The 19,089-nt window shown below is 70.9% G+C and carries 18 protein-coding genes; 8 read left to right on the plus strand and 10 right to left on the minus strand.

Annotation, left to right across the window (positions count from 1 at the left end):
* Positions 1 to 5 precede the first annotated feature (5 nt).
* Complete coding sequence (locus MQP27_RS38895; RefSeq protein ID WP_242774257.1) at positions 6 to 2,543, minus strand: ABC transporter ATP-binding protein/permease; 2,538 nt, start codon at positions 2,541 to 2,543, stop codon at positions 6 to 8.
* A gap of 286 nt (positions 2,544 to 2,829) precedes the next feature.
* On the opposite strand from MQP27_RS38895, the gene MQP27_RS38900 reads away from it, so the two are divergent.
* Positions 2,830 to 5,382 carry a streptophobe family protein gene (locus tag MQP27_RS38900; RefSeq protein ID WP_443735767.1) on the plus strand — a complete coding sequence of 851 codons (2,553 nt, stop codon included), beginning with the start codon at positions 2,830 to 2,832 and terminating at the stop codon, positions 5,380 to 5,382.
* Positions 5,383 to 5,571: 189 nt separating this feature from the next.
* The gene (serB, locus tag MQP27_RS38905; RefSeq protein ID WP_242774262.1) at positions 5,572 to 6,792 is read left to right on the plus strand and encodes a phosphoserine phosphatase SerB; all 1,221 of its coding nucleotides are present in this window, start codon (positions 5,572 to 5,574) and stop codon (positions 6,790 to 6,792) included.
* 75 nt (positions 6,793 to 6,867) lie between these two features.
* Here the strand turns inward: serB and MQP27_RS38910 are convergent, their stop codons facing one another.
* The 4 genes from MQP27_RS38910 to MQP27_RS38920 form a co-directional block, all read right to left on the minus strand.
* Positions 6,868 to 7,386, minus strand: coding sequence for a SixA phosphatase family protein (locus tag MQP27_RS38910; RefSeq protein ID WP_242774263.1), 519 nt, complete (start codon positions 7,384 to 7,386; stop codon positions 6,868 to 6,870).
* 65 nt (positions 7,387 to 7,451) lie between these two features.
* Positions 7,452 to 7,655, minus strand: a complete 204-nt coding sequence (locus MQP27_RS38915; RefSeq protein WP_242774265.1) for a hypothetical protein — start codon at positions 7,653 to 7,655, stop codon at positions 7,452 to 7,454.
* Positions 7,656 to 7,850: 195 nt separating this feature from the next.
* The gene (locus tag MQP27_RS51230) at positions 7,851 to 7,967 is read right to left on the minus strand and encodes an SGM_5486 family transporter-associated protein (protein WP_278197078.1); all 117 of its coding nucleotides are present in this window, start codon (positions 7,965 to 7,967) and stop codon (positions 7,851 to 7,853) included.
* Positions 7,968 to 8,010: 43 nt separating this feature from the next.
* On the minus strand, positions 8,011 to 9,357 hold the full coding sequence (locus tag MQP27_RS38920; protein ID WP_242774267.1) for a CynX/NimT family MFS transporter: 1,347 nt from the start codon (positions 9,355 to 9,357) through the stop codon (positions 8,011 to 8,013).
* Between the two features lie 81 nt (positions 9,358 to 9,438).
* Between MQP27_RS38920 and MQP27_RS38925 the strand changes: the two genes are divergently transcribed.
* Positions 9,439 to 10,128, plus strand: a complete 690-nt coding sequence (locus MQP27_RS38925; protein ID WP_242774269.1) for a FadR/GntR family transcriptional regulator — start codon at positions 9,439 to 9,441, stop codon at positions 10,126 to 10,128.
* On the opposite strand, the gene MQP27_RS38930 is transcribed toward MQP27_RS38925, so the two are convergent.
* From MQP27_RS38930 to fabG, 3 genes are all read right to left on the minus strand, one after another.
* Positions 10,109 to 10,450 carry a hypothetical protein gene (locus MQP27_RS38930; RefSeq protein WP_242774272.1) on the minus strand — a complete coding sequence of 114 codons (342 nt, stop codon included), beginning with the start codon at positions 10,448 to 10,450 and terminating at the stop codon, positions 10,109 to 10,111. The genes MQP27_RS38925 and MQP27_RS38930 overlap by 20 nt on opposite strands.
* 153 nt (positions 10,451 to 10,603) lie before the next feature.
* Positions 10,604 to 11,371: an enoyl-ACP reductase FabI gene (gene fabI, locus MQP27_RS38935; RefSeq protein WP_242774275.1), complete on the minus strand. Its 768-nt coding sequence runs from the start codon at positions 11,369 to 11,371 to the stop codon at positions 10,604 to 10,606.
* Between the two features lie 5 nt (positions 11,372 to 11,376).
* Positions 11,377 to 12,081, minus strand: coding sequence for a 3-oxoacyl-[acyl-carrier-protein] reductase (fabG, locus tag MQP27_RS38940; RefSeq protein ID WP_242774277.1), 705 nt, complete (start codon positions 12,079 to 12,081; stop codon positions 11,377 to 11,379).
* A 255-nt stretch (positions 12,082 to 12,336) separates the two neighbouring features.
* On the opposite strand from fabG, the gene MQP27_RS38945 reads away from it, so the two are divergent.
* From MQP27_RS38945 to tyrS, 3 genes are read left to right on the plus strand one after another with little or no spacing between them, the layout of a single operon-like run.
* Complete coding sequence (locus MQP27_RS38945) at positions 12,337 to 13,860, plus strand: TldD/PmbA family protein (protein ID WP_242774280.1); 1,524 nt, start codon at positions 12,337 to 12,339, stop codon at positions 13,858 to 13,860.
* On the plus strand, positions 13,857 to 15,251 hold the full coding sequence (locus tag MQP27_RS38950) for a metallopeptidase TldD-related protein (RefSeq protein WP_242774283.1): 1,395 nt from the start codon (positions 13,857 to 13,859) through the stop codon (positions 15,249 to 15,251). The genes MQP27_RS38945 and MQP27_RS38950 overlap by 4 nt, the downstream gene beginning before the upstream one ends.
* Positions 15,252 to 15,308: 57 nt before the next feature.
* Positions 15,309 to 16,577 carry a tyrosine--tRNA ligase gene (gene tyrS, locus MQP27_RS38955; RefSeq protein WP_242774286.1) on the plus strand — a complete coding sequence of 423 codons (1,269 nt, stop codon included), beginning with the start codon at positions 15,309 to 15,311 and terminating at the stop codon, positions 16,575 to 16,577.
* A 61-nt stretch (positions 16,578 to 16,638) separates the two neighbouring features.
* On the opposite strand, the gene MQP27_RS38960 is transcribed toward tyrS, so the two are convergent.
* Positions 16,639 to 16,917, minus strand: a complete 279-nt coding sequence (locus MQP27_RS38960; protein WP_242774288.1) for a GlsB/YeaQ/YmgE family stress response membrane protein — start codon at positions 16,915 to 16,917, stop codon at positions 16,639 to 16,641.
* A gap of 245 nt (positions 16,918 to 17,162) precedes the next feature.
* Between MQP27_RS38960 and MQP27_RS38965 the strand changes: the two genes are divergently transcribed.
* Entirely contained in the window at positions 17,163 to 17,561 is a 399-nt protein-coding gene (locus MQP27_RS38965; RefSeq protein WP_242774292.1) for a DUF3099 domain-containing protein, read from the plus strand.
* A gap of 214 nt (positions 17,562 to 17,775) precedes the next feature.
* Positions 17,776 to 18,015, plus strand: a complete 240-nt coding sequence (locus MQP27_RS38970; protein WP_242774295.1) for a hypothetical protein — start codon at positions 17,776 to 17,778, stop codon at positions 18,013 to 18,015.
* On the opposite strand, the gene moaA is transcribed toward MQP27_RS38970, so the two are convergent.
* The gene (gene moaA / locus MQP27_RS38975) at positions 18,012 to 19,001 is read right to left on the minus strand and encodes a GTP 3',8-cyclase MoaA (protein WP_242774297.1); all 990 of its coding nucleotides are present in this window, start codon (positions 18,999 to 19,001) and stop codon (positions 18,012 to 18,014) included. The two genes, MQP27_RS38970 and moaA, sit on opposite strands and share 4 nt — an antisense overlap.
* Between the last annotated feature and the right edge of the window lie 88 nt (positions 19,002 to 19,089).

The raw sequence follows: 19,089 nt of genomic DNA on the forward strand, positions 1-19,089 counted from the left end.
CGTGCTTACTTGCGCATGACCTCCGGCTCGTGACGGCGCAGGAAGCGGGCCACGAAGAAGGCGCAGATCACGCCGAGGGCGACCAGGGCGAGCATGTCCATGGTCCAGGCGCCGACGGTGTGCTCCCACAGCGGGTCGTTGGCCTTGCCCTTGCCCGGCGGGCTGATGCGGTTGAAGTCCAGCGTGGCGCCCGCGGCGGCGACCGCCCAGCGCGAGGGCATCAGATACGAGACCTGGTTGACGCCGATCGCGCCGTTCAGCGCGAACAGGCAGCCGGTGAAGACGACCTGGACGATCGCGAACATGACCAGCAGCGGCATGGTCTTCTCGGAGGTCTTCACCAGCGCGGAGATGATCAGGCCGAACATCATCGAGGTGAAGCCCAGCGCCATGATCGGAATGCACAGCTCCAGGAGCGTGAGATGGCCGAGGACCAGGCCCTCCTTCGGGATCCCCCGGCTGGCGAAGCCGATCATGCCGACCATCAGGCCCTGCAGCACCGTGATGAAGCCGAGCACGAAGACCTTCGACATCAGGTACGCGGAGCGGGACAGGCCGGTCGCGCGCTCCCGCTCGTAGATCACCCGTTCCTTGATCAGCTCACGCACGGAGTTCGCGGCGCCGGCGAAGCAGGCGCCGACCGCGAGGATCAGCAGGACCGTCTGGGCGGTGCTGTTCGGGACGGGCTGGTGGGTCTGCGGGTTGATCTCCGTGTTGACCAGCAGGTCCTTGCCCGACTCGATGAGCAGGCTGACCGAACCGAGGACCAGCGGCAGGATCACCGTCAGGGCCAGGAAGCCCTTGTCGGAGGCGATGACGGCGACGTACCGGCGCACCAGGGTGCCGAGCTGGCTCATCCAGCCCTGCGGTTTCGGCGGCTTCATCGCCTGCATCGGAGGCATCTGTACGGACTGCGGCGCAACCGCGTCGATGTCCGCGGCGTACATCTGGTAGTGCTGTGAGCCCTTCCAGCGTCCGGCCCAGTCGTAGTCGCGGTAGTTCTCGAAGGCGGAGAAGACGTCGGCCCAGGTGTCGTAGCCGAAGAAGTTCAGCGCCTCCTCCGGCGGGCCGAAGTAGGCGACCGCGCCGCCCGGCGCCATCACCAGCAGCTTGTCGCACAGCGCGAGTTCGGCCACCGAGTGGGTGACGACGAGGACCGTGCGGCCGTCGTCGGCGAGGCCGCGCAGCAGCTGCATGACGTCGCGGTCCATGCCCGGGTCGAGGCCGGAGGTGGGCTCGTCCAGGAAGATCAGGGAGGGCTTGGTGAGCAGCTCCAGGGCCACGGACACGCGCTTGCGCTGGCCGCCGGAGAGGGAGGTGACCTTCTTCTCCTTGTGCACGTCGAGCTTCAGCTCGCGCAGCACCTCGTCTATGCGGTTCTCGCGCTCCTGCGCCGTGGTGTCGGCGGGGAAGCGGAGCTTGGCCGCGTACTTGAGGGCCTTCTTGACGGTCAGTTCCTTGTGCAGGATGTCGTCCTGCGGGACCAGACCGATGCGCTGGCGCAGCTCGGCGAACTGCTTGTAGAGGTTCCGGTTGTCGTAGAGGACGTCGCCCTGGTTGGCGGGCCGGTAGCCGGTCAGCGCCTTGAGCAGGGTCGACTTGCCGGAGCCGGACGGTCCGATGACCGCGATCAGCGACTTCTCCGGTACGCCGAAGGAGACGTCCTTGAGGATCTGCTTGCCGCCGTCGACGGTCACCGTCAGATGGCGGGCGGAGAAGGAGACCTCACCGGTGTCGACGAACTCTTCCAGCCGGTCGCCGACGATACGGAACGTGGAGTGACCGACGCCGACGATGTCGGCGGGGCCGAGCAGCTGCGATCCGCCCTTGGGGATCGGCTGGCCGTTGACGTACGTGCCGTTGTGCGAGCCCAGGTCGCGGATCTCCATGCGGCCGTCGGGCGTCGAGTGGAACTCGGCGTGGTGCCGGGAGACCTGCAGGTCGGAGACGACCAGCTCGTTCTCCAGGGCACGGCCGATGCGCATCACGCGGCCGATGGAGAACTGGTGGAACGTGGTCGGGCTGCGGTCGCCGTAGACCGGCGGCGCCCCCGCGCCACCACCGGGGCCGTGCTGCTGCGGGATCGGCGCGGCGGCCTGCTGGGGCTGCGGCTGCTGCCAGCCGGCCTGCGGGGCCGCGTGCTGCTGAGGTGCCTGCTGCGGCGGTGCCTGCTGCGCCCAGCCGGGGGCCGCGCCCTGGGCGGCGTACGGCTGTTGCTGCGGCTGGGCCTGCGGCGTCGACACGGCCGCGGCGGTGCCGGAGACGGTCACGCGCGGGCCGTCGCTCGCGTTGCCGAGGTGGACCGCCGAGCCGGGGCCGATCTCCATCTGATGGATCCGCTGGCCCTGCGCGAAGGTGCCGTTGGTGGAGCCGTGGTCCTCGATGACCCAACTGCGGCCGACCCAGCTGATCGTGGCGTGCCGCCAGGAGACCCTGGCGTCGTCGAGCACGATGTCGCCCTGCGGATCGCGTCCGAGGGTGTACGTCCTGGACGGATCGAGCGTCCAGGTGCGTCCATTCAATTCCAGTACGAGTTCCGGCACTCCAAGCCCCACTGAGTAGTCCCCCGAGTTACCCCCATCACAGGGAGTCTAGGGATGTCGAACATCGTCGGGAACTATTTCAGGCTCGCCCCCCTGACCGAAAGTCGGACCTTTTGAAGACCACGCAAGGACGCGTCGTCCGGTTCCGTTGACGGGGTTGAAACCGACCCGGAGAGTGGGTAATCCACGCGAGGGGGACATGCGCGGCCAAGGTGCCGCGCCGCGGATCGGGGGGTCTGCCATGAGCGCGTCGTCGGGTGTCGGGTCCGTGAGCAGGGGCTCGAGGGTGCCGTGGGGAGATGTCCTGCTGTCCGCGATCGCCTCCGTGAGCTGGGCGTTGATCGGGATGGCGGGCACGGCCGCACTCGCGCTGCATCTGCTGGAGGCGGACTCGGCGGGCTCGTTGGGCCCGATGACCGCGGCTGCGGTGGCCCTTGCGGCGGGTGGTTCGGTCACACCGTCCGGGGATGTGTCGGCATTCGGCCTGAAAGGCGCGGAGGCGCACACGGCCGTCACGATCACGCCACTGGGCGTCAGCCTGGTGGGAGCGTTGTTGCTCTCCTGGTTCTTCCTACGATCCCTGCGGGCGGCCGGAGTTGTGATCGCGCCGGCCGAACTCCTCGCCCGCGCGGGCGCGGTGGTCGCCCTGTTCGTGGCGACGCTGGGTGGGCTGGCCTGGGCCGGGCACGACGTCATCACGATCGACGGCGCGTCACTGGGCCTGGACAAGCTCCCCGGCGGCGGAGGAGGCGGTGGCGGGGTCAGCATCCCGGGTCTCGGCGACCTCGGGGACATCGGTGGCCTGCTTCCGGACAACATCGGCAACCTCATCGACGCGAAGGCGGCGGTCGGCTTCACGGTCGACACCGCGCCGACGCTCCTCGGCGGCCTCGGCTGGTCGGCCGGCATCCTGCTGATCGCCCTGCTGGCGTCACGCCGTACGCCACTGCCGCACGGCTGGGAAGCGGTCCACCGTGTCGTCCGACCGGCGGCCTCCGCCCTGGTCACGGTCCTTCTGGTGGCGGTCGCGGCGGGGCTCGCGGCGGCGGCGTACGCGGCGATCGGGGACGACCATCCCAAGCGGATCTTCGGAGCGGCGCTGCTCGGTGCCCCCAACGGCACGTGGCTGGGCATCCCGATCGGCCTCTTCGTCCCATACGACGGCAAGGCGACGGGCGCCCTCACCCAGCTCCTCCCCGCCCCTCTGGACGACCTCCTCACAGCCAAGACGAACCAGTCGGTGACGATCGGCCGCCTGGCCGACCTGGACGGCAGGGTGTGGCTGCTGGCGGTGGCGACGGCACTGATGATGCTGCTGGCGGGGGTGCTGACGGCTGTGCGGACGCCGGTGGGGGGCGGTGGGGGCTGGGGGCTCGGGGGTGCGGCAGGTGGTGGCGGTGCGGTGGCCGGGGGTACATCGGGCGGGGGGACGGGTGCCGGGAGCGGGATGCTTGCGGGGCGGGGGGAACGCGGGGGCTCGGTGGGCTGGGGGCCGGGGCCGGGAGCGGGGGGTTCTGCGGACGGCGGGTCTTGGGGAGGCGGTGCGGGGGCTGCGGGTGGCGGGGCCTGGGGAAGTGGTGGGGCGGGGGCTGTGGGTTCCCGGGGCGGCGGAGTGTGGGAAAGCGGTGGCGGTGCGGCTGCGGGGTCTGCGGGCGGCGTGCCGGGGGTGGGGGCGCTTGGGTTCGCGGGGCGTTGTGCCTTGCGGTTGGGGGTTGTTACGGCGTTGACCTTGCCCTTGCTGGCCTGGCTGACGGAGGTGTCGGTGGATGCCTCGTTGTCGGTGTTCGGGTTCGACGCGTTCGGGGCCGGGATTCAGCTGCACGGCAACCTCGGGATGGCGTTGCTTCTCGGTGCGCTGTGGGGTGCGGGGGCGGGGGGCGTCGGGGCGTTGCTGGCTTGGGCGACCGGGGCGGCGGGGCGTCGGGCGGCGCCGCTGGCACTGGGGGGCGGGGCGGCCGGGGCGGCTGGGGTGCCGACGGGTGTGGGGGCCGGGCAGCCTCAGTACGTGCGGGAGTCGGGGGTGCCTGGGGGTGGTCCGGGGGTTCGTGCGGGTGGCGCGGGGGCGCAGGGGGGTTCGGGTTCGGCGTCGGGGCCGTACGCGCCGAACACCTCGTACCGGCCGCCCAACCCTGCCACCAACCCCTACCTCCAACTGCCGGACGGAGTACGGGAGCCGGAGGATGCGAGGCCGGCGGACGGGGGCTGGGCGGGTGGGGGTGCGGCGCCTGGCGGGGGCCGGGTGGGTGGGGTGACGCCGCCGGGCGCGGGGCGTGCGGGCGAGGGAGTGCCACCGCACCGACGCGAGCGGCTGTTCGGCGGGCCCGGGACTGCTGGGACCGGGCAGCCCGGCGGGACTCAGCAGCCCGGCGGGGCTCAGCAGCCCGGCGGGACCGGGGAGCCTGGACGAACCGGGCCGCCCTATGGAACCGGGCAGCCCTATGGAACTGGGCAGGCCTATGGAACCGGGCAGGCCGATGCCGCCGCGCGCTCCGACCCGGCTGGGCGGTCCGGTGCAACCGGTCGGCCCGATGCGGCAGGTCGGACCGATGCGGCCCAGCAGCGCGATCCTGCAGGGCAGCGCGAGGCGACCGGACGGTTCGGTAGGTGGGCGCGGTCGCGGGACGACAAGGACCGGCAGTCCGGCGACACGTCGGCGCCCGACGCCGGGAACACCGACATGTACGGCGCCCCGACCCAGGCCCGGCCCTACGACGGCCCCCCACCCCGGTCGCCGCGCCAGCCACCCCGCCCCCGCCGCGGATACCGCCCCCGCAACGAGGCACCACCCCCACCGAAGCCTCCCCCGCCCCCGAAGAGGCCGGAGGACGACCAGCAGTAGGTATCGCCGTGCCATGGATGGGGCGGGCCCGGACGCCGCGCCCCGCAGACCGCCGACGGTCACCGGCCCCCGATGCCGTAGTGGTCGGCGCGTAAAGTGTTCGCCACCGTGTCGACATCCACTGTTCCCTGTCCGCTAGGCGGACCGCGGCGGCGGTCGGCACTGCGTGCCGGATACGGTGGGTGCACCATGAGCGCTTCGCAGACCCCCGACGTTCCCGTTGACGTTCCCACCCTCCTCGTCAAGATCTTCGGCAAGGACAGGCCGGGCATCACGGCGGGCCTCTTCGACACCCTCGCCGCCTACTCGGTCGACGTGGTCGACATCGAGCAGGTCGTCACCCGTGGCCGGATCGTGCTGTGCGCGCTCGTGACCCAGCCGCCCGCCGGTCTGGAGGGCGACCTGCGGGCGACGGTCCACAGCTGGGCGGAGTCGATGAAGATGCAGGCGGAGATCATCTCCGGCCGCGGCGACAACCGGCCACGCGGACTCGGGCGCTCGCTGGTCACCGTCCTCGGCCACCCCCTCACCTCGGAGGCCACCGCCCAGATCGCCGCGCGGATCACCAAGGCCGGCGGCAACATCGACCGCATCTTCCGCCTCGCCAAGTACCCGGTGACGGCGGTCGAGTTCGCGGTGTCCGGCGTCGAGACCGAGCCCCTGCGCACCGCCCTGGTGACCGACGCCGCGGCACTCGGTGTCGACGTCGCCGTCGTCGCCGCGGGGCTGCACCGCCGGGCCCAGCGACTCGTCGTCATGGACGTCGACTCGACGCTCATCCAGGACGAGGTCATCGAGCTCTTCGCCGCACACGCCGGCTGCGAGGACAAGGTCGCCGAGGTGACCGCCGCCGCGATGCGCGGGGAACTGGACTTCGAGCAGTCGCTGCACGCGCGCGTGGCGCTGCTGGAGGGGCTGGACGCCTCGGTGGTGGAGAAGGTGCGCAGCGAGGTGCGGCTGACGCCGGGTGCCCGGACCCTGATCCGGACGCTGAAGCGGCTCGGGTACCAAGTCGGCGTGGTCTCCGGCGGATTCACCCAGGTCACCGACGATCTGAAGGAGCGGCTCGGGCTGGACTTCGCCCAGGCCAACACCCTGGAGATCGTCAACGGCAGGCTGACCGGCAAGGTCACCGGCGAGATCGTCGACCGCGCGGGCAAGGCACGGCTGCTGCGCAGGTTCGCCGCCGAGGCGGGCGTACCGCTCGCCCAGACCGTGGCGATCGGCGACGGCGCCAACGACCTGGACATGCTGAACGCGGCCGGCCTCGGCGTCGCCTTCAACGCCAAGCCGGTCGTCCGGCAGGCCGCGCACACCGCCGTGAACGTGCCCTTCCTCGACACCGTCCTGTACCTGCTCGGCGTCACCCGCGAAGAGGTCGAGGCGGCGGACACGCACGACGAGCGGTGAGCCGACAGCCGGCCGTGGGCGGAAGGTGAAGGGCCCGGCACCGCGCGGTGCCGGGCCCTGCCATGTCCGTGGTGCTCAGTCCTCCGGCGCCCAGTAGTCGCGCAGCGTGGCCACGCCCGGCTCCAGGCTCTTCCAGGAGCCGTCGAAGGAGAGGACGGCGAAGGCGGCGGCCGGGAAGCCGCGGCGGTTCATCCGCTCGCGGGCGTCGCCCTCGGCGGCGCCGGCCAGGATGTCGGCGAGTCCCTGAACGCCCGGGTTGTGGCCGATCAGGATGACGTTCTGCGCGTCGTCGGGCGTCTCGTTCAGCAGAGCGATCAGCTCGCCGGGCGAGGCCTCGTAGATCCGCTCCTCGTAGACGGTTTTCGGCCGCTGCGGGAACTCGTGGACGGCGAGCTTCCAGGTCTCGCGGGTCCGGATCGCGGTGGAGCACAGGGCCAGGTCGAAGGGGATGGCGGTGTCGGCCAGCTTGCGTCCGGCGACTGCGGCGTCCATTCGGCCCCGCTCGGCGAGGGGGCGCTCATGGTCGGTCACCTGTGGCCAGTCGGCTTTCGCATGGCGGAAGAGGACGATCCTGCGGGGTTCTGCGACGCTCATGGGTCCCAGCTTCGCATGAAACAGGCCATGGGGCGCAGGGAGTTGACCGGCGGCTCAGCCGGTGCTCAGCGGGCCAGGAGCTGCTGGGCGCGCTCGAAGAGGTGGGTGATCGCGGGGTCGCTCGCCGCGTGCCCGTCCGTGGGGTTCAGCATCAGTGCCAGGAGCACGATGAAGGCGAGCGCCGGCAGGGCGAGGGCCCACCAGGGGAGCCGTATGTCGACGCCGCCCGTGGTCGCCGGGCGGGGCCGGGGGTACGTAGGGGCCGACATGGGTGCCTCCGCTGGTCTTCGAGTGTTCCGTGGTCCGCGCCTCGCGGTCACGATTCGAAGTTACGGAATCCTCGGCCCCCAACCCATCCGGAGGTCCACCCAGTTGACCCTGACACTCACCCCCTAGGGGATGGTGGGGCTAGCCCCACCATCGACCGGGAACCGGGGTGGTCCGGGCGTCAGGGCGTCAGCGCGTCAGGGCGAGGCGATCGTCGCGATGACGGCGATGATCACGAAGATGGCGAAGAAAGAGCCGAAGACGAGCAGCATCTTCTTCTGCCCGTTCTTGGGGTTCGGGTCGAGCACTGGCATACGGCAAGTCTCGCACCCCTCGCGCGGGGCGGTTGCCCCGGGGTCAGCGGGCCGCCTCGTCCTCCACCGTGCGGTCACGCCCGGCCACCACGCCGACGACCATCTGCGGCACCATCAGCGCGGCCATGAGCGCGATCGGCAGGCCCCAGCCGCCGCTGTGCTGGTAGAGCACGCCCACCAGGAGCGGCCCGGGGATGGAGATCAGATAGCCGGTGCTCTGCGCGAAGGCGGACAGCTGGGCCACGCCCGCGCCGCTGCGGGCCCGCATGCCGACCATGGTGAGGGCGAGCGGGAAGGCGCAGTTGGAGACGCCGAGCAGCAGCGCCCAGGCCCAGGCGCCGCCGGCCGGCGCGAAGTACAGGCCGGCGTACCCGGCGAGACCGCAGGCGCCGAGCGCGAGCACGATCGGCCCCTGGTGGGGCAGCCTGGCGGCGACGCGCGGGATGACGAAGGCGAGCGGCACGCCCATCACCATCGTGACGGCGAGCAGCAGTCCGGCCGTGCTCGCGGCCACGCCCGCGTCCCGGAAGATCTGCGCCATCCAGCCCATGGTGATGTAGGCGGCGGTGGCCTGGAGCCCGAAGAAGACGGCGAGCGCCCAGGCGGTGCGGCTGCGGGTGATCCGCAGGGTCGGTGCCTGCACGCGCGCGTGGGCGTCGGCAGAGCCACCGGCGCCCTCCACGCGTGCGTGCGCGTCGGCGGAAGCCCCGGTGCCCTCCACGCGCGCGTGCTCCTGCTTCCCGGCCCCGCCCGGACGTCGTACGAACGCAATCCACGGCAGTACGGCCGCCGCCGCGAGCCCCGCCCACACCGCGAGCCCGGTCTGCCAGCTGCCGCCGAGCGCGTCGGTCATGGGCACCGTGACCGCCGCCGCGGCCGCGGTGCCCAGGGCCAGCGCCATGGAGTAGAGGCCGGTCATGGAGCCGACCCGGTCGGGGAACCAGCGCTTGACGATGACGGGCATCAGGACGTTGCTGACGGCGATGCCCATGAGGGCGAGTGCGCTGCCGGCCAGGAATCCGGCCGTACCGCCCGCGTACGGCCGTATGAGAAGGCCGGCGGTGATGGCCACCATGCCCGCGCAGACCACGGCGCCCGGGCCGAAGCGGCGGGCGAGGCGCGGGGCCGTGACGCCGAAGACGGCGAAGCAGAGCGGTGGCACGGAGGTGAGCAGTCCGGCGACGCTGCCGCTCATGCCGAGTCCGTCGCGGACCTCTTCGAGGAGCGCGCCGAGGCTGGTGATGGCGGGACGGAGGTTGAGGGCCGACAGCACGATGCCGACGACCAGCAGGCGCGTCGTCCACGCGCGCGTGGTGGGTCGCTGGGGCTCGTCCGCGGCCGAACTGCGTACGGCCGGGGACGTCGTCGTCCTGGTTTCCTGGCTTGCCATGCGACCATCATAGAATCATGGGATGATTGGTTGTCCATCCCCTGGTCGGCCGCACCCGGCCACCTCGTGCGAAGGTGTGCCATGCCCCTGAGTCATCCCCGTCGTTCGGCGCTCTCCGAGCAGGTCATCGCCGCGCTGCGCAACCAGATCACCTCGGGCGAGTGGCCGGTCGGCTCACGCATCCCCACGGAGCCGGAGCTCGTCGAGCAGCTCGGTGTCGCGCGCAACACGGTCCGCGAGGCCGTCCGCGCGCTCGCGCACAACGGTCTGCTGGACATCCGCCAGGGCTCGGGCACCTATGTCGTGGCGACCAGCGAGCTGGCGGGCGTGATGCACCGCCGCTTCGCCGACGCGGACCCCAGGCACGTCGCCGAGCTGCGTTCCACCCTGGAGTCCGCCGCGGCCAGGCTGGCCGCCGAGCGGCGCACGGAGAAGGACCTCAAGCAGCTCGACGCGCTGCTGGTGCGGCGCGAGGAGGCGTGGGAATCGGGCGACGCGGAGGCGTTCGTGACGGCGGACTCCACCTTCCACCTGGCGGTGGTGGCCGCGTCCCACAACGACGTGATGAGCGAGATGTACGCCGACCTCGGCGAGGTGCTGCGGGACTGGCTGCGCGAGGACGTCGGCCGGGAGCTGACCCCGGAGACGTACATGGACCACGCCCGGCTGGTGGACGCGATCCGCGCGGGCGACGCGGAGTCGGCGGGCCGGGAGGCGGCGAGCTATCCGTTCCTGTGCCGCCCGGGGCGGTTCACCGCCGCTGGTGGCTGACCCACGCCGAGCGCACGTCCTCCCAGCAGCGCCCGGTCAGCCGTACGGTCATCGCCGGCCCGGTGTCGACCGGGGTGCCGTCGGTGTCGATGTCCCACCACTTGTCGCACTCCACGTGCAGGCTGACGCCGTCGGTCCCCGGATAGGGGTTGTGGCAGTACGCGGTCACATGGGATCCGGTGATCCTGGTGCGGCACTCGGCGCCGAAGGGCTGCGCCGCGACGGGTCTCTTCACGCGCGCGTGCGGCACCGCCTCGTACGGCAGGGACATCACGAGAGCGACGGCGACGGTCACTGAGGCCAGGCTGCGGGACAGGCGCACAAGGGGACCTCCTCGGCCGTGCTGGGGAGGGGAGCGTGTGGTGAACGCGTAATCCAGGGTGCGCAGTTGTGGGCCGTCGGCGCCTGGTCGGTTAGCCCGAACGGGGGACGCCCCGCTCCTTTGCGGAACGGGGCGTCGACGACGTACCGGAGATCAGGCGCCGATGGCGTGCAGGCCGCCGTCCACGTGGACGATCTCGCCGGTGGTCTTCGGGAACCAGTCGCTCAGCAGGGCGACGACGCCCTTGCCGGCGGGCTCCGGGTCCTTGAGGTCCCACTCCAGCGGGGAGCGCTCGTCCCACACGGCGGCCAGGTCGCTGAAGCCCGGGATGGACTTGGCGGCCATGGAGCCCAGCGGGCCCGCGGAGACGAGGTTGCAGCGGATGTTCTGCTTGCCCAGGTCACGCGCCATGTAGCGGCTGGTGGCCTCCAGGGCGGCCTTGGCGGGGCCCATCCAGTCGTACTGCGGCCAGGCGAACTGCGCATCGAAGGTGAGGCCGACGACCGAGCCGCCGTTCTGCATCAGCGGCAGGCAGGCCATGGTCAGCGACTTCAGGGAGTACGCCGAGACGTGCATGGCGGTGGCGACCGACTCGAACGGCGTGTTGAGGAAGTTGCCGCCGAGCGCGTCCTGCGGCGCGAAGCCGATGGAGTGCACGAGACCGTCCAGGCCGCCGAGCTCCTCGCCGACGACGTCGGCCAGCCGGCCCAGGTGCTCGTCGTTGGTGACGTCGAGCTCGATGACCTTGGTCGGCTTCGGGAGCTTCTTGGCGATGCGCTCGGTCAGCGTGGGCCGCGGGAACGCGGTGAGGATGATCTCGGCACCCTGCTCCTGGGCCAGCCGGGCGGTGTGGAAGGCGATGGAGGACTCCGTCAGCACGCCCGTGATCAGGATGCGCTTGCCCTCGAGAATTCCGCTCATGGTGATCAGTGACCCATTCCCAGTCCGCCGTCAACGGGGATGACGGCTCCAGTGATGTACGAGGCGTCGTCCGAGGCGAGGAACCGCACCGTCGCGGCGACCTCCTCGGGCTGCGCGTAACGGCCGAGCGGCACCTGAGACACGATGTTCGCGCGCTGCTCGTCGGTGAGCACCTTGGTCATGTCGGTGTCCACGAAGCCGGGCGCGACGACGTTGAAGGTGATGTTGCGCGAGCCCAGCTCACGGGCGAGGGAGCGCGCGAAGCCGACCAGCGCGGCCTTGGAGGCGGCGTAGTTGGCCTGGCCGGGACCGCCGTACAGACCGACGACCGACGAGATGAGCACGACGCGGCCCTTCTTGGCGCGCAGCATGCCGCGGTTGGCGCGCTTGACCACGCGGAAGGTGCCGGTGAGGTTGGTGTCGAGGACGGACGTGAAGTCCTCCTCGGACATGCGCATCAGGAGCTGGTCCTTGGTGATGCCGGCGTTGGCGATCAGAACCTCGACCGGGCCGTGCTGGGCCTCGATCTCCTTGTAGGCCTGCTCCACCTGCTCGGGGTCGGTGATGTCGCACTTGACGGCCAGGAAGCCGGCCGGCGGCTCACCCGAGCGGTACGTGATCGCGACCTTGTCGCCGGCGTCGGCGAAAGCGCGGGCGATGGCGAGGCCGATGCCCCGGTTGCCTCCGGTGACGAGAACCGAGCGGCTCAACGGATCACCCTTTCGATAGGTGTCTGACACGCCCGCCCGAACAGCTGGATGACAGGCGGCTTCCCCGAAAACCTATCGGGCCGCTCGCGCTCAGGGACATTCGGGCACCGACAGTGGCTTACGGGACTCACTGTCGGGTCCCTACAGAAAGTTCCCGGCACCGGCCCGAAACCTGTGGCCCGCGGGCCCGCCCGCGCGAAATGATCGGGGTACCGCCGGTCCGACCACAGGTCACGACAACAAGGAGAGACCTCGGTGCCTCATACCATCGACGAAGCCTTCACGGCTCTACCTCTGCGCGCCCTCGCCGACGCGGCACTCGCACGCGCGCGTGCCCTGGGCGCCGAGCACGCGGACTTCCGGTTCGAGCGGGTGCGCAGCGCGTCCTGGCGGCTGCGGGACGCCAAGCTCGCCGGGTCGTCGGACACCACCGACCTCGGGTACGCGGTGCGGGTCGTGCACGGCGGGACGTGGGGCTTCGCGTCCGGCGTGGACCTGAGCCTGGACGCCGCGGCCAAGGTCGCCTCCCAGGCGGTGGCGATGGCGAAGCTGTCCGCCCAGGTGATCAGGGCGGCCGGCTCCGACGAGCGCGTGGAGCTCGCCGACGAGCCCGTGCACGCGGACCGGACCTGGATCTCCTCGTACGAGATCGATCCCTTCTCGGTGCCCGACGAGGAGAAGACCGCGCTGCTGGCGGACTGGAGCGCGCGGCTGCTCGCGGCGAACGGCGTCAACCATGTCGACGCCTCGCTCCTGACCGTGCACGAGAACAAGTTCTACGCCGACACGGCGGGCACGGTCACCACGCAGCAGCGCGTGCGGCTGCACCCGCAGCTGACGGCCGTGTCGGTCGACGAGTCGAGCGGCGAGTTCGACTCGATGCGGACCATCGCGCCGCCGGTCGGGCGCGGCTGGGAGTACCTCACCGGCACGGGCTGGGACTGGGACTCCGAGCTCGAACAGATCCCGGAGCTGCTGGCGGAGAAGATGCGCGCCCCGAGCGTCGAGGCGGGCCTGTACGACCTGGTCGTCGACCCGTCCAACCTCTGGCTGACCATCCACGAGTCCATCGGCCACGCCACCGAGCTGGACCGCGCCCTCGGCTACGAGGCCGCCTACGCCGGCACCTCCTTCGCCACCTTCGACCAGCTCGGCAAGTTGAAGTACGGCTCCGAGCTGATGAACGTCACCGGCGACCGCACCGCCGAACACGGCCTCGCGACCATCGGTTACGACGACGAGGGCGTCGCCGGCCAGTCCTGGGACCTGGTGAAGGACGGCACGCTCGTCGGCTACCAGCTGGACCGCCGCATCGCGAAGCTGACCGGCTTCGAACGGTCGAACGGCTGCGCCTTCGCCGACTCCCCCGGGCACGTGCCGGTACAGCGCATGGCGAACGTGTCCCTGCGGCCGGACCCGGCGGGAATGTCGACCGAGGACCTGATCGGCAGCGTGGACCGCGGGATCTATGTGGTCGGGGACCGGTCGTGGTCGATCGACATGCAGCGGTACAACTTCCAGTTCACGGGCCAGCGGTTCTTCAGGATCGAGAACGGGCGGGTCACCGGGCAGCTTCGGGACGTGGCCTATCAGGCGACGACGACCGACTTCTGGGGGTCCATGGCGGCCGTCGGCGGCCCGCAGACCTATGTGCTCGGGGGCGCCTTCAACTGCGGCAAGGCCCAGCCGGGGCAGGTCGCGGCCGTGTCGCACGGTTGTCCGTCGGCCCTCTTCAAGGGCGTCAACATCCTCAACACCACGCAGGAGGCCGGTCGATGAGCGCCCGCAGCAACAAGCCGCACGAGATCGTCGAGCGGGCGCTGGAGCTGTCCACCGCCGACGGCTGTGTCGTCATCGCCGACGAGCACTCGACCGCCAACCTGCGGTGGGCGGGCAACGCGCTCACCACCAACGGCGTGACCAGGGGTCGTACCCTCACGGTCGTCGCGACCGTCGACGGCAAGGAGGGCACGGCCTCCGGTGTCGTCTCCCGCTCCGCCGTGACCGCGGACGAGCTGGAGTCCCTGGTGCGGGCCGCCGAGGCCGCCGCGCGCGGTGCCGGGCCCGCCGAGGACGCGCAGCCGCTGGTGACGGACGTACCGGCGTCTCCCGACTTCACGGACGCGCCCGCGGAGACCACCTCGGCCGTGTTCGCCGACTTCGCGCCCGCGCTCGGCGAGGCCTTCGCACGCGCGCGTGCGGGCGGACGGGAACTGTACGGCTTCGCCAACCATGAGCTCGTGTCGAGTTATGTGGGTACGTCGACGGGGGTGCGCCTGCGTCACGACCAGCCCAACGGCACGCTGGAGCTGAACGCCAAGTCGCCCGACCGTACGCGCTCGGCGTGGGCGGGGCGGTCGACGCGGGACTTCAAGGACGTCGCCCCGGCCGCGCTGGACGCCGAGCTCGCCGTACGCCTGGGATGGGCGGAGCGGCGGATCGAGCTGCCGGCCGGGCGGTACGAGACGCTGCTGCCGCCGACCGCGGTCGCGGACCTGCTGATCTACCAGCTGTGGTCGGCGTCGGGCCGGGACGCGGTCGAGGGGCGCACGGTGTTCTCCAAGCCGGGCGGCGGCACGCGCGTGGGCGACCGGCTCGCCGAGCTGCCGCTGACCCTGCGCAGCGACCCGAACGAGCCGGGCCTGGAGTCGGCGCCCTTCGTCATCGCGCACTCCTCCGGCGGCGACCAGTCGGTGTTCGACAACGGCCTGCCGCTCACGGCGACGGAGTGGCTGCGCGAGGGCGAGCTGAAGCACCTCATCACCAGCCGGCACAGCGCGGGGCTGACCGGGCTTCCGGTGGCCCCGGCCATCGACAACCTGATCCTGACCGGCGGGGACGACCGCTCGCTGGACGAGATGGTCGCGAACACGGAGCGCGGGCTGCTGCTGACCTGCCTCTGGTACATCCGCGAGGTCGACCCGGCCACGCTGCTGCTCACCGGCCTGACCAGGGACGGCGTCTACCTCGTCGAGAACGGCGAGGTGACCGGCGAGGTCAACAACTTCCGGTTCAACGAGTCGCCGGTCGACCTGCTGGGGCGGGCGACGGAGGCCGGGCGCACGGAGAAGACGCTGCCCAGGGAGTGGAGCGACTACTTCACCAGGGCCGCGATGCCGGCGCTGCGGGTGCCGGATTTCAATATGAGTTCTGTCAGTCAGGGCGTATAACCTCGTAGCCGGTAGTCACCCGACTGCCCGAGGCACTTTCTAGGAGATACGAGAACCGTGACGGACATCGTCGACGAGCTGAAGTGGCGCGGGCTGATCGCCCTCTCCACTGACGAGGACGCATTGCGCAAGGCGTTCGCGGACGGTCCCGTCACGTTCTATTGCGGCTTCGACCCGACCGCGCCCAGCCTGCACCTCGGCAACCTCGTGCAGATCCTGACGATGCGCCGGATCCAGCAGGCGGGCAACCGTCCGCTGGGTCTGGTCGGCGGCGCCACGGGCCTGATCGGCGACCCGAAGCCGAACGCGGAGCGCACGCTGAACGCGCCGGAGGTCGTCGCCCAGTGGGTCGAGCGGCTGCGCGCGCAGATCGCCCCGCTGCTGGACTTCGAGGGCCCGAACGCGGCGGTCATGGTGAACAACCTGGACTGGACGCAGGGCATGTCGGCCATCGAGTTCCTGCGGGACGTCGGCAAGCACTTCCGGGTGAACAAGATGATCGCCAAGGAGGCGGTCGCCCGGCGCCTGGAGTCCCAGGAGGGCATCAGCTACACCGAGTTCAGCTACCAGATCCTGCAGGGCATGGACTTCCTGGAGCTGTACCGGCGGTACGGCTGCACGCTGCAGACCGGCGGCAGCGACCAGTGGGGCAACCTCACCTCGGGCACCGACCTGATCCACAAGGTCGAGCCCGACGCGGTGGTGCACGCGCTGGGCACGCCGCTGATCACCAAGGCCGACGGCACGAAGTTCGGCAAGACCGAGTCCGGCACGGTGTGGCTGGACCCGGAGATGACCACGCCGTACGCCTTCTACCAGTTCTGGCTGAACGCGGACGACCGGGACGTCTCCAAGTTCCTGCGCATCTTCAGCTTCAGGTCGCGTGAGGAGATCGAGGAGCTGGAGCGGCAGACCGAGGAGCGTCCGCAGGCCCGGGCCGCCCAGCGGGCGCTGGCGGAGGAGCTGACGACGCTGGTGCACGGCGCCGACCAGACGGCCGCGGTGATCGCCGCGTCCAAGGCCCTGTTCGGGCAGGGCGAGCTGGCGGAGCTGGACGAGAGGACGCTGGCCGCGTCGCTCTCCGAGCTGCCGCACATCCAGGTCGCCGAGCTCGGCCAGGTCGTGGACCTGTTCGCCGAGGTGGGTCTCGTGGCCAGCAAGTCGGCCGCGCGCCGGACCGTGAAGGAGGGCGGGGCCTACGTGAACAACGTGAAGGTCGCGGCCGAGGACGCGGTCCCCGCGAAGGAGGACCTGCTGCACGGGCGGTGGCTGGTGCTGCGGCGCGGCAAGAAGAACCTGGCGGCCGTCGAGGTCACGTCCGCCTAGGGACGACGGCACAAGGGTGGGCCTCCGTGCGGGAGGCCCACCCTTGCCGTACCCAGGTCACTCAGGTCGTCTGTTTCCGCTTGCCGAGCGTCGCCATGTACAGCATGTCGACCACGAAGACGATGACGACCGCGGCGACGAGCTGGAAGGCGTGGCGGCTCCAGTCGATGCCGCGGGTCGCGTCCACGCCGAACGCCCGCGCGATGGCATTGCCGGCGATGGCGCCGAGGATGCCGCAGATGGTGGTCAGCCAGAGGGGACTGTGCTGCTTGCCCGGGATGATCGCCTTGGCGATCAGGCCCAGCACGAATCCGACGATGATCGCCCACAACCAGCCCATGGCTGCCTCCTTGTACGGCTCGACGTGAGCATTACGCCCAGTGTTGGCGCGTACGCCGTACGGCGCATGTCGGGTGCCGCCGTACGTGTTACGGCTGAGACCGTACGCCCAGGCGGGAGGCGACCCGGTCTCGTAGGCGACGCAGGCGCGGCGTAACGTTGGATGGGTCCGGACCTCGTTCCCCGACCGGGTACGGACCGTGCACGGGGCGGGCCGGGGTCGATGCGGGCGGATGGTGGAATGTGATGCGGAAGCAGCACGGTGGCGGCAACGGCCAGGTGTTCCGGATCACCGGAGCGCGCACGGGCCTCGACGAGGACGTGCGCGGGCGGCAGCGGCGCTACGTCATCTCGATGTCGATCCGTACGGTGTCGGTGATCCTCGCGGCGTCGCTGTGGAACGTCGAACGGCACGTCGCGATCGTGGCGTTGGTGCTCGGACTGGTGCTGCCGTACATCGCCGTGGTGATCGCGAACGCGGGGCGGGAGAACGCGCCGTCGCTTCCGTCGACCTTCGTGACGGTCCCGATGCGTCCGATGATCGCGCCGCCGCGGACGAACGACGGTTTCGCGGAACCGGTCCCGGAAGATGTCGCGCGAGAGGCGGCGCAAGGCGCACGAAGCGAGCCGCACGACCAGGTGTGACCGGCGCGGACGGGCGACAAACGGAATTCGCGCTACGCACCAAGCTCAAGAAAAGCTCAGAACTGATCATGCCGTTCCAGTGCCATGGGGCGTGCTACCCGTGACATACTTCCTAAGCGCTCCGCATCCCCCGTCGGAGCGACAGACCGACGCCGGGCAGCTCCCCCCGTGGCTGCTCGGCGTCGCCTTTTGTGGGGCTTGTAGGGTCGGGAGCGTGAATTTCGATCTCTCCGGCTCCGATCCCGTCACCCCGATCTGTTCGGCCAAGGGCTGTCGTGCCGGTGCCGTGTGGGTGCTGGCTTGGAACAATCCCAAACTGCACACGCCGGAGCGGCGCAAGACGTGGCTGGCCTGCGAGGAGCACCGGGAGCACCTGTCGCAGTTCCTGGGCGTACGGGGCTTCCTCAAGGACGTCGTGAGGTTCGAGGACTGGGAAGCGCCCGAGGGCTCCTAGCCTCCGATGGCCGACATCGGGCGGTCCGGCTGTACGAAGGTCGGGTCGTCCAGGCCCGCACCGGCCTTCTTGCCCCACATCGCCAGGCGCCAGATGCGGGCGATCTCCTCGTCGGGGGCGCTGGAGCGGAGGGCGGCTCGCAGGTCCGTCTCCTCCTGGGCGAACAGGCACGTCCGTATCTGGCCGTCCGCGGTGAGCCGGGTGCGGTCGCAGGCCGCGCAGAACGGGCGGGTCACCGAGGCGATGACGCCCACCCGCTGGGGGCCGCCGTCCACCAGCCAGCGCTCCGCGGGCGCCGAGCCGCGCTCCCCCGCGCCCTCGGGGGTGAGTTCGAAGCGGGTGCGCAGGGAGGCGAGGATGTCGCCCGCGGTCACCATGCCGTCGCGTTTCCAGCCGTGCTGGGCGTCCAGGGGCATCTGCTCGATGAAGCGCAGTTCGTACTCGTGCTCCAGGGCCCAGGACAGGAGGTCCGGGGCCTCGTCGTCGTTCAGGCCCGGCATCAGGACCGAGTTGACCTTGACGGGCGTGAGGCCCGCGTCGCGGGCTGCCTGGAGGCCGTCGAGGACGTCCTGGTGGCGGTCGCGGCGGGTGAGGGTCTTGAAGACGTCCGGGCGGAGGGTGTCCAGCGAGACGTTCACCCGGTCCAGGCCCGCGGCCTTGAGCGCCTTCGCGGTGCGCTTGAGGCCGATGCCGTTGGTGGTGAGGGACATCTGGGGGCGGGGGGCGAGGGCCGCGACGCGCTCGACGATGCCGACCAGGCCCGGGCGCAGCAGCGGCTCGCCGCCGGTGAAGCGGACCTCCTCGATGCCCAGGGAGGTGACGGCGATGTCGATCAGGCGGACGATCTCGTCGTCCGTGAGCAGGTCCGGCTTGGCCAGCCACTGCAGGCCCTCCTCGGGCATGCAGTACGTGCACCGGAGGTTGCAGCGGTCGGTCAGCGAGACCCTCAGGTCGGTGGCCACCCGGCCGTATGTGTCGATGAGCACGTGGGCCCCCTCCCTCGTAGCGAATCAGCGTGGATCGGTCGTCTTCCGTCACTTGCGAGCCTACGTGACCCGACTGACATCGACAGCG

The sequence above is a fragment of the Streptomyces cylindrosporus genome, from assembly GCF_022698165.1.
GTDB lineage: Bacteria > Actinomycetota > Actinomycetes > Streptomycetales > Streptomycetaceae > Streptomyces > Streptomyces cylindrosporus.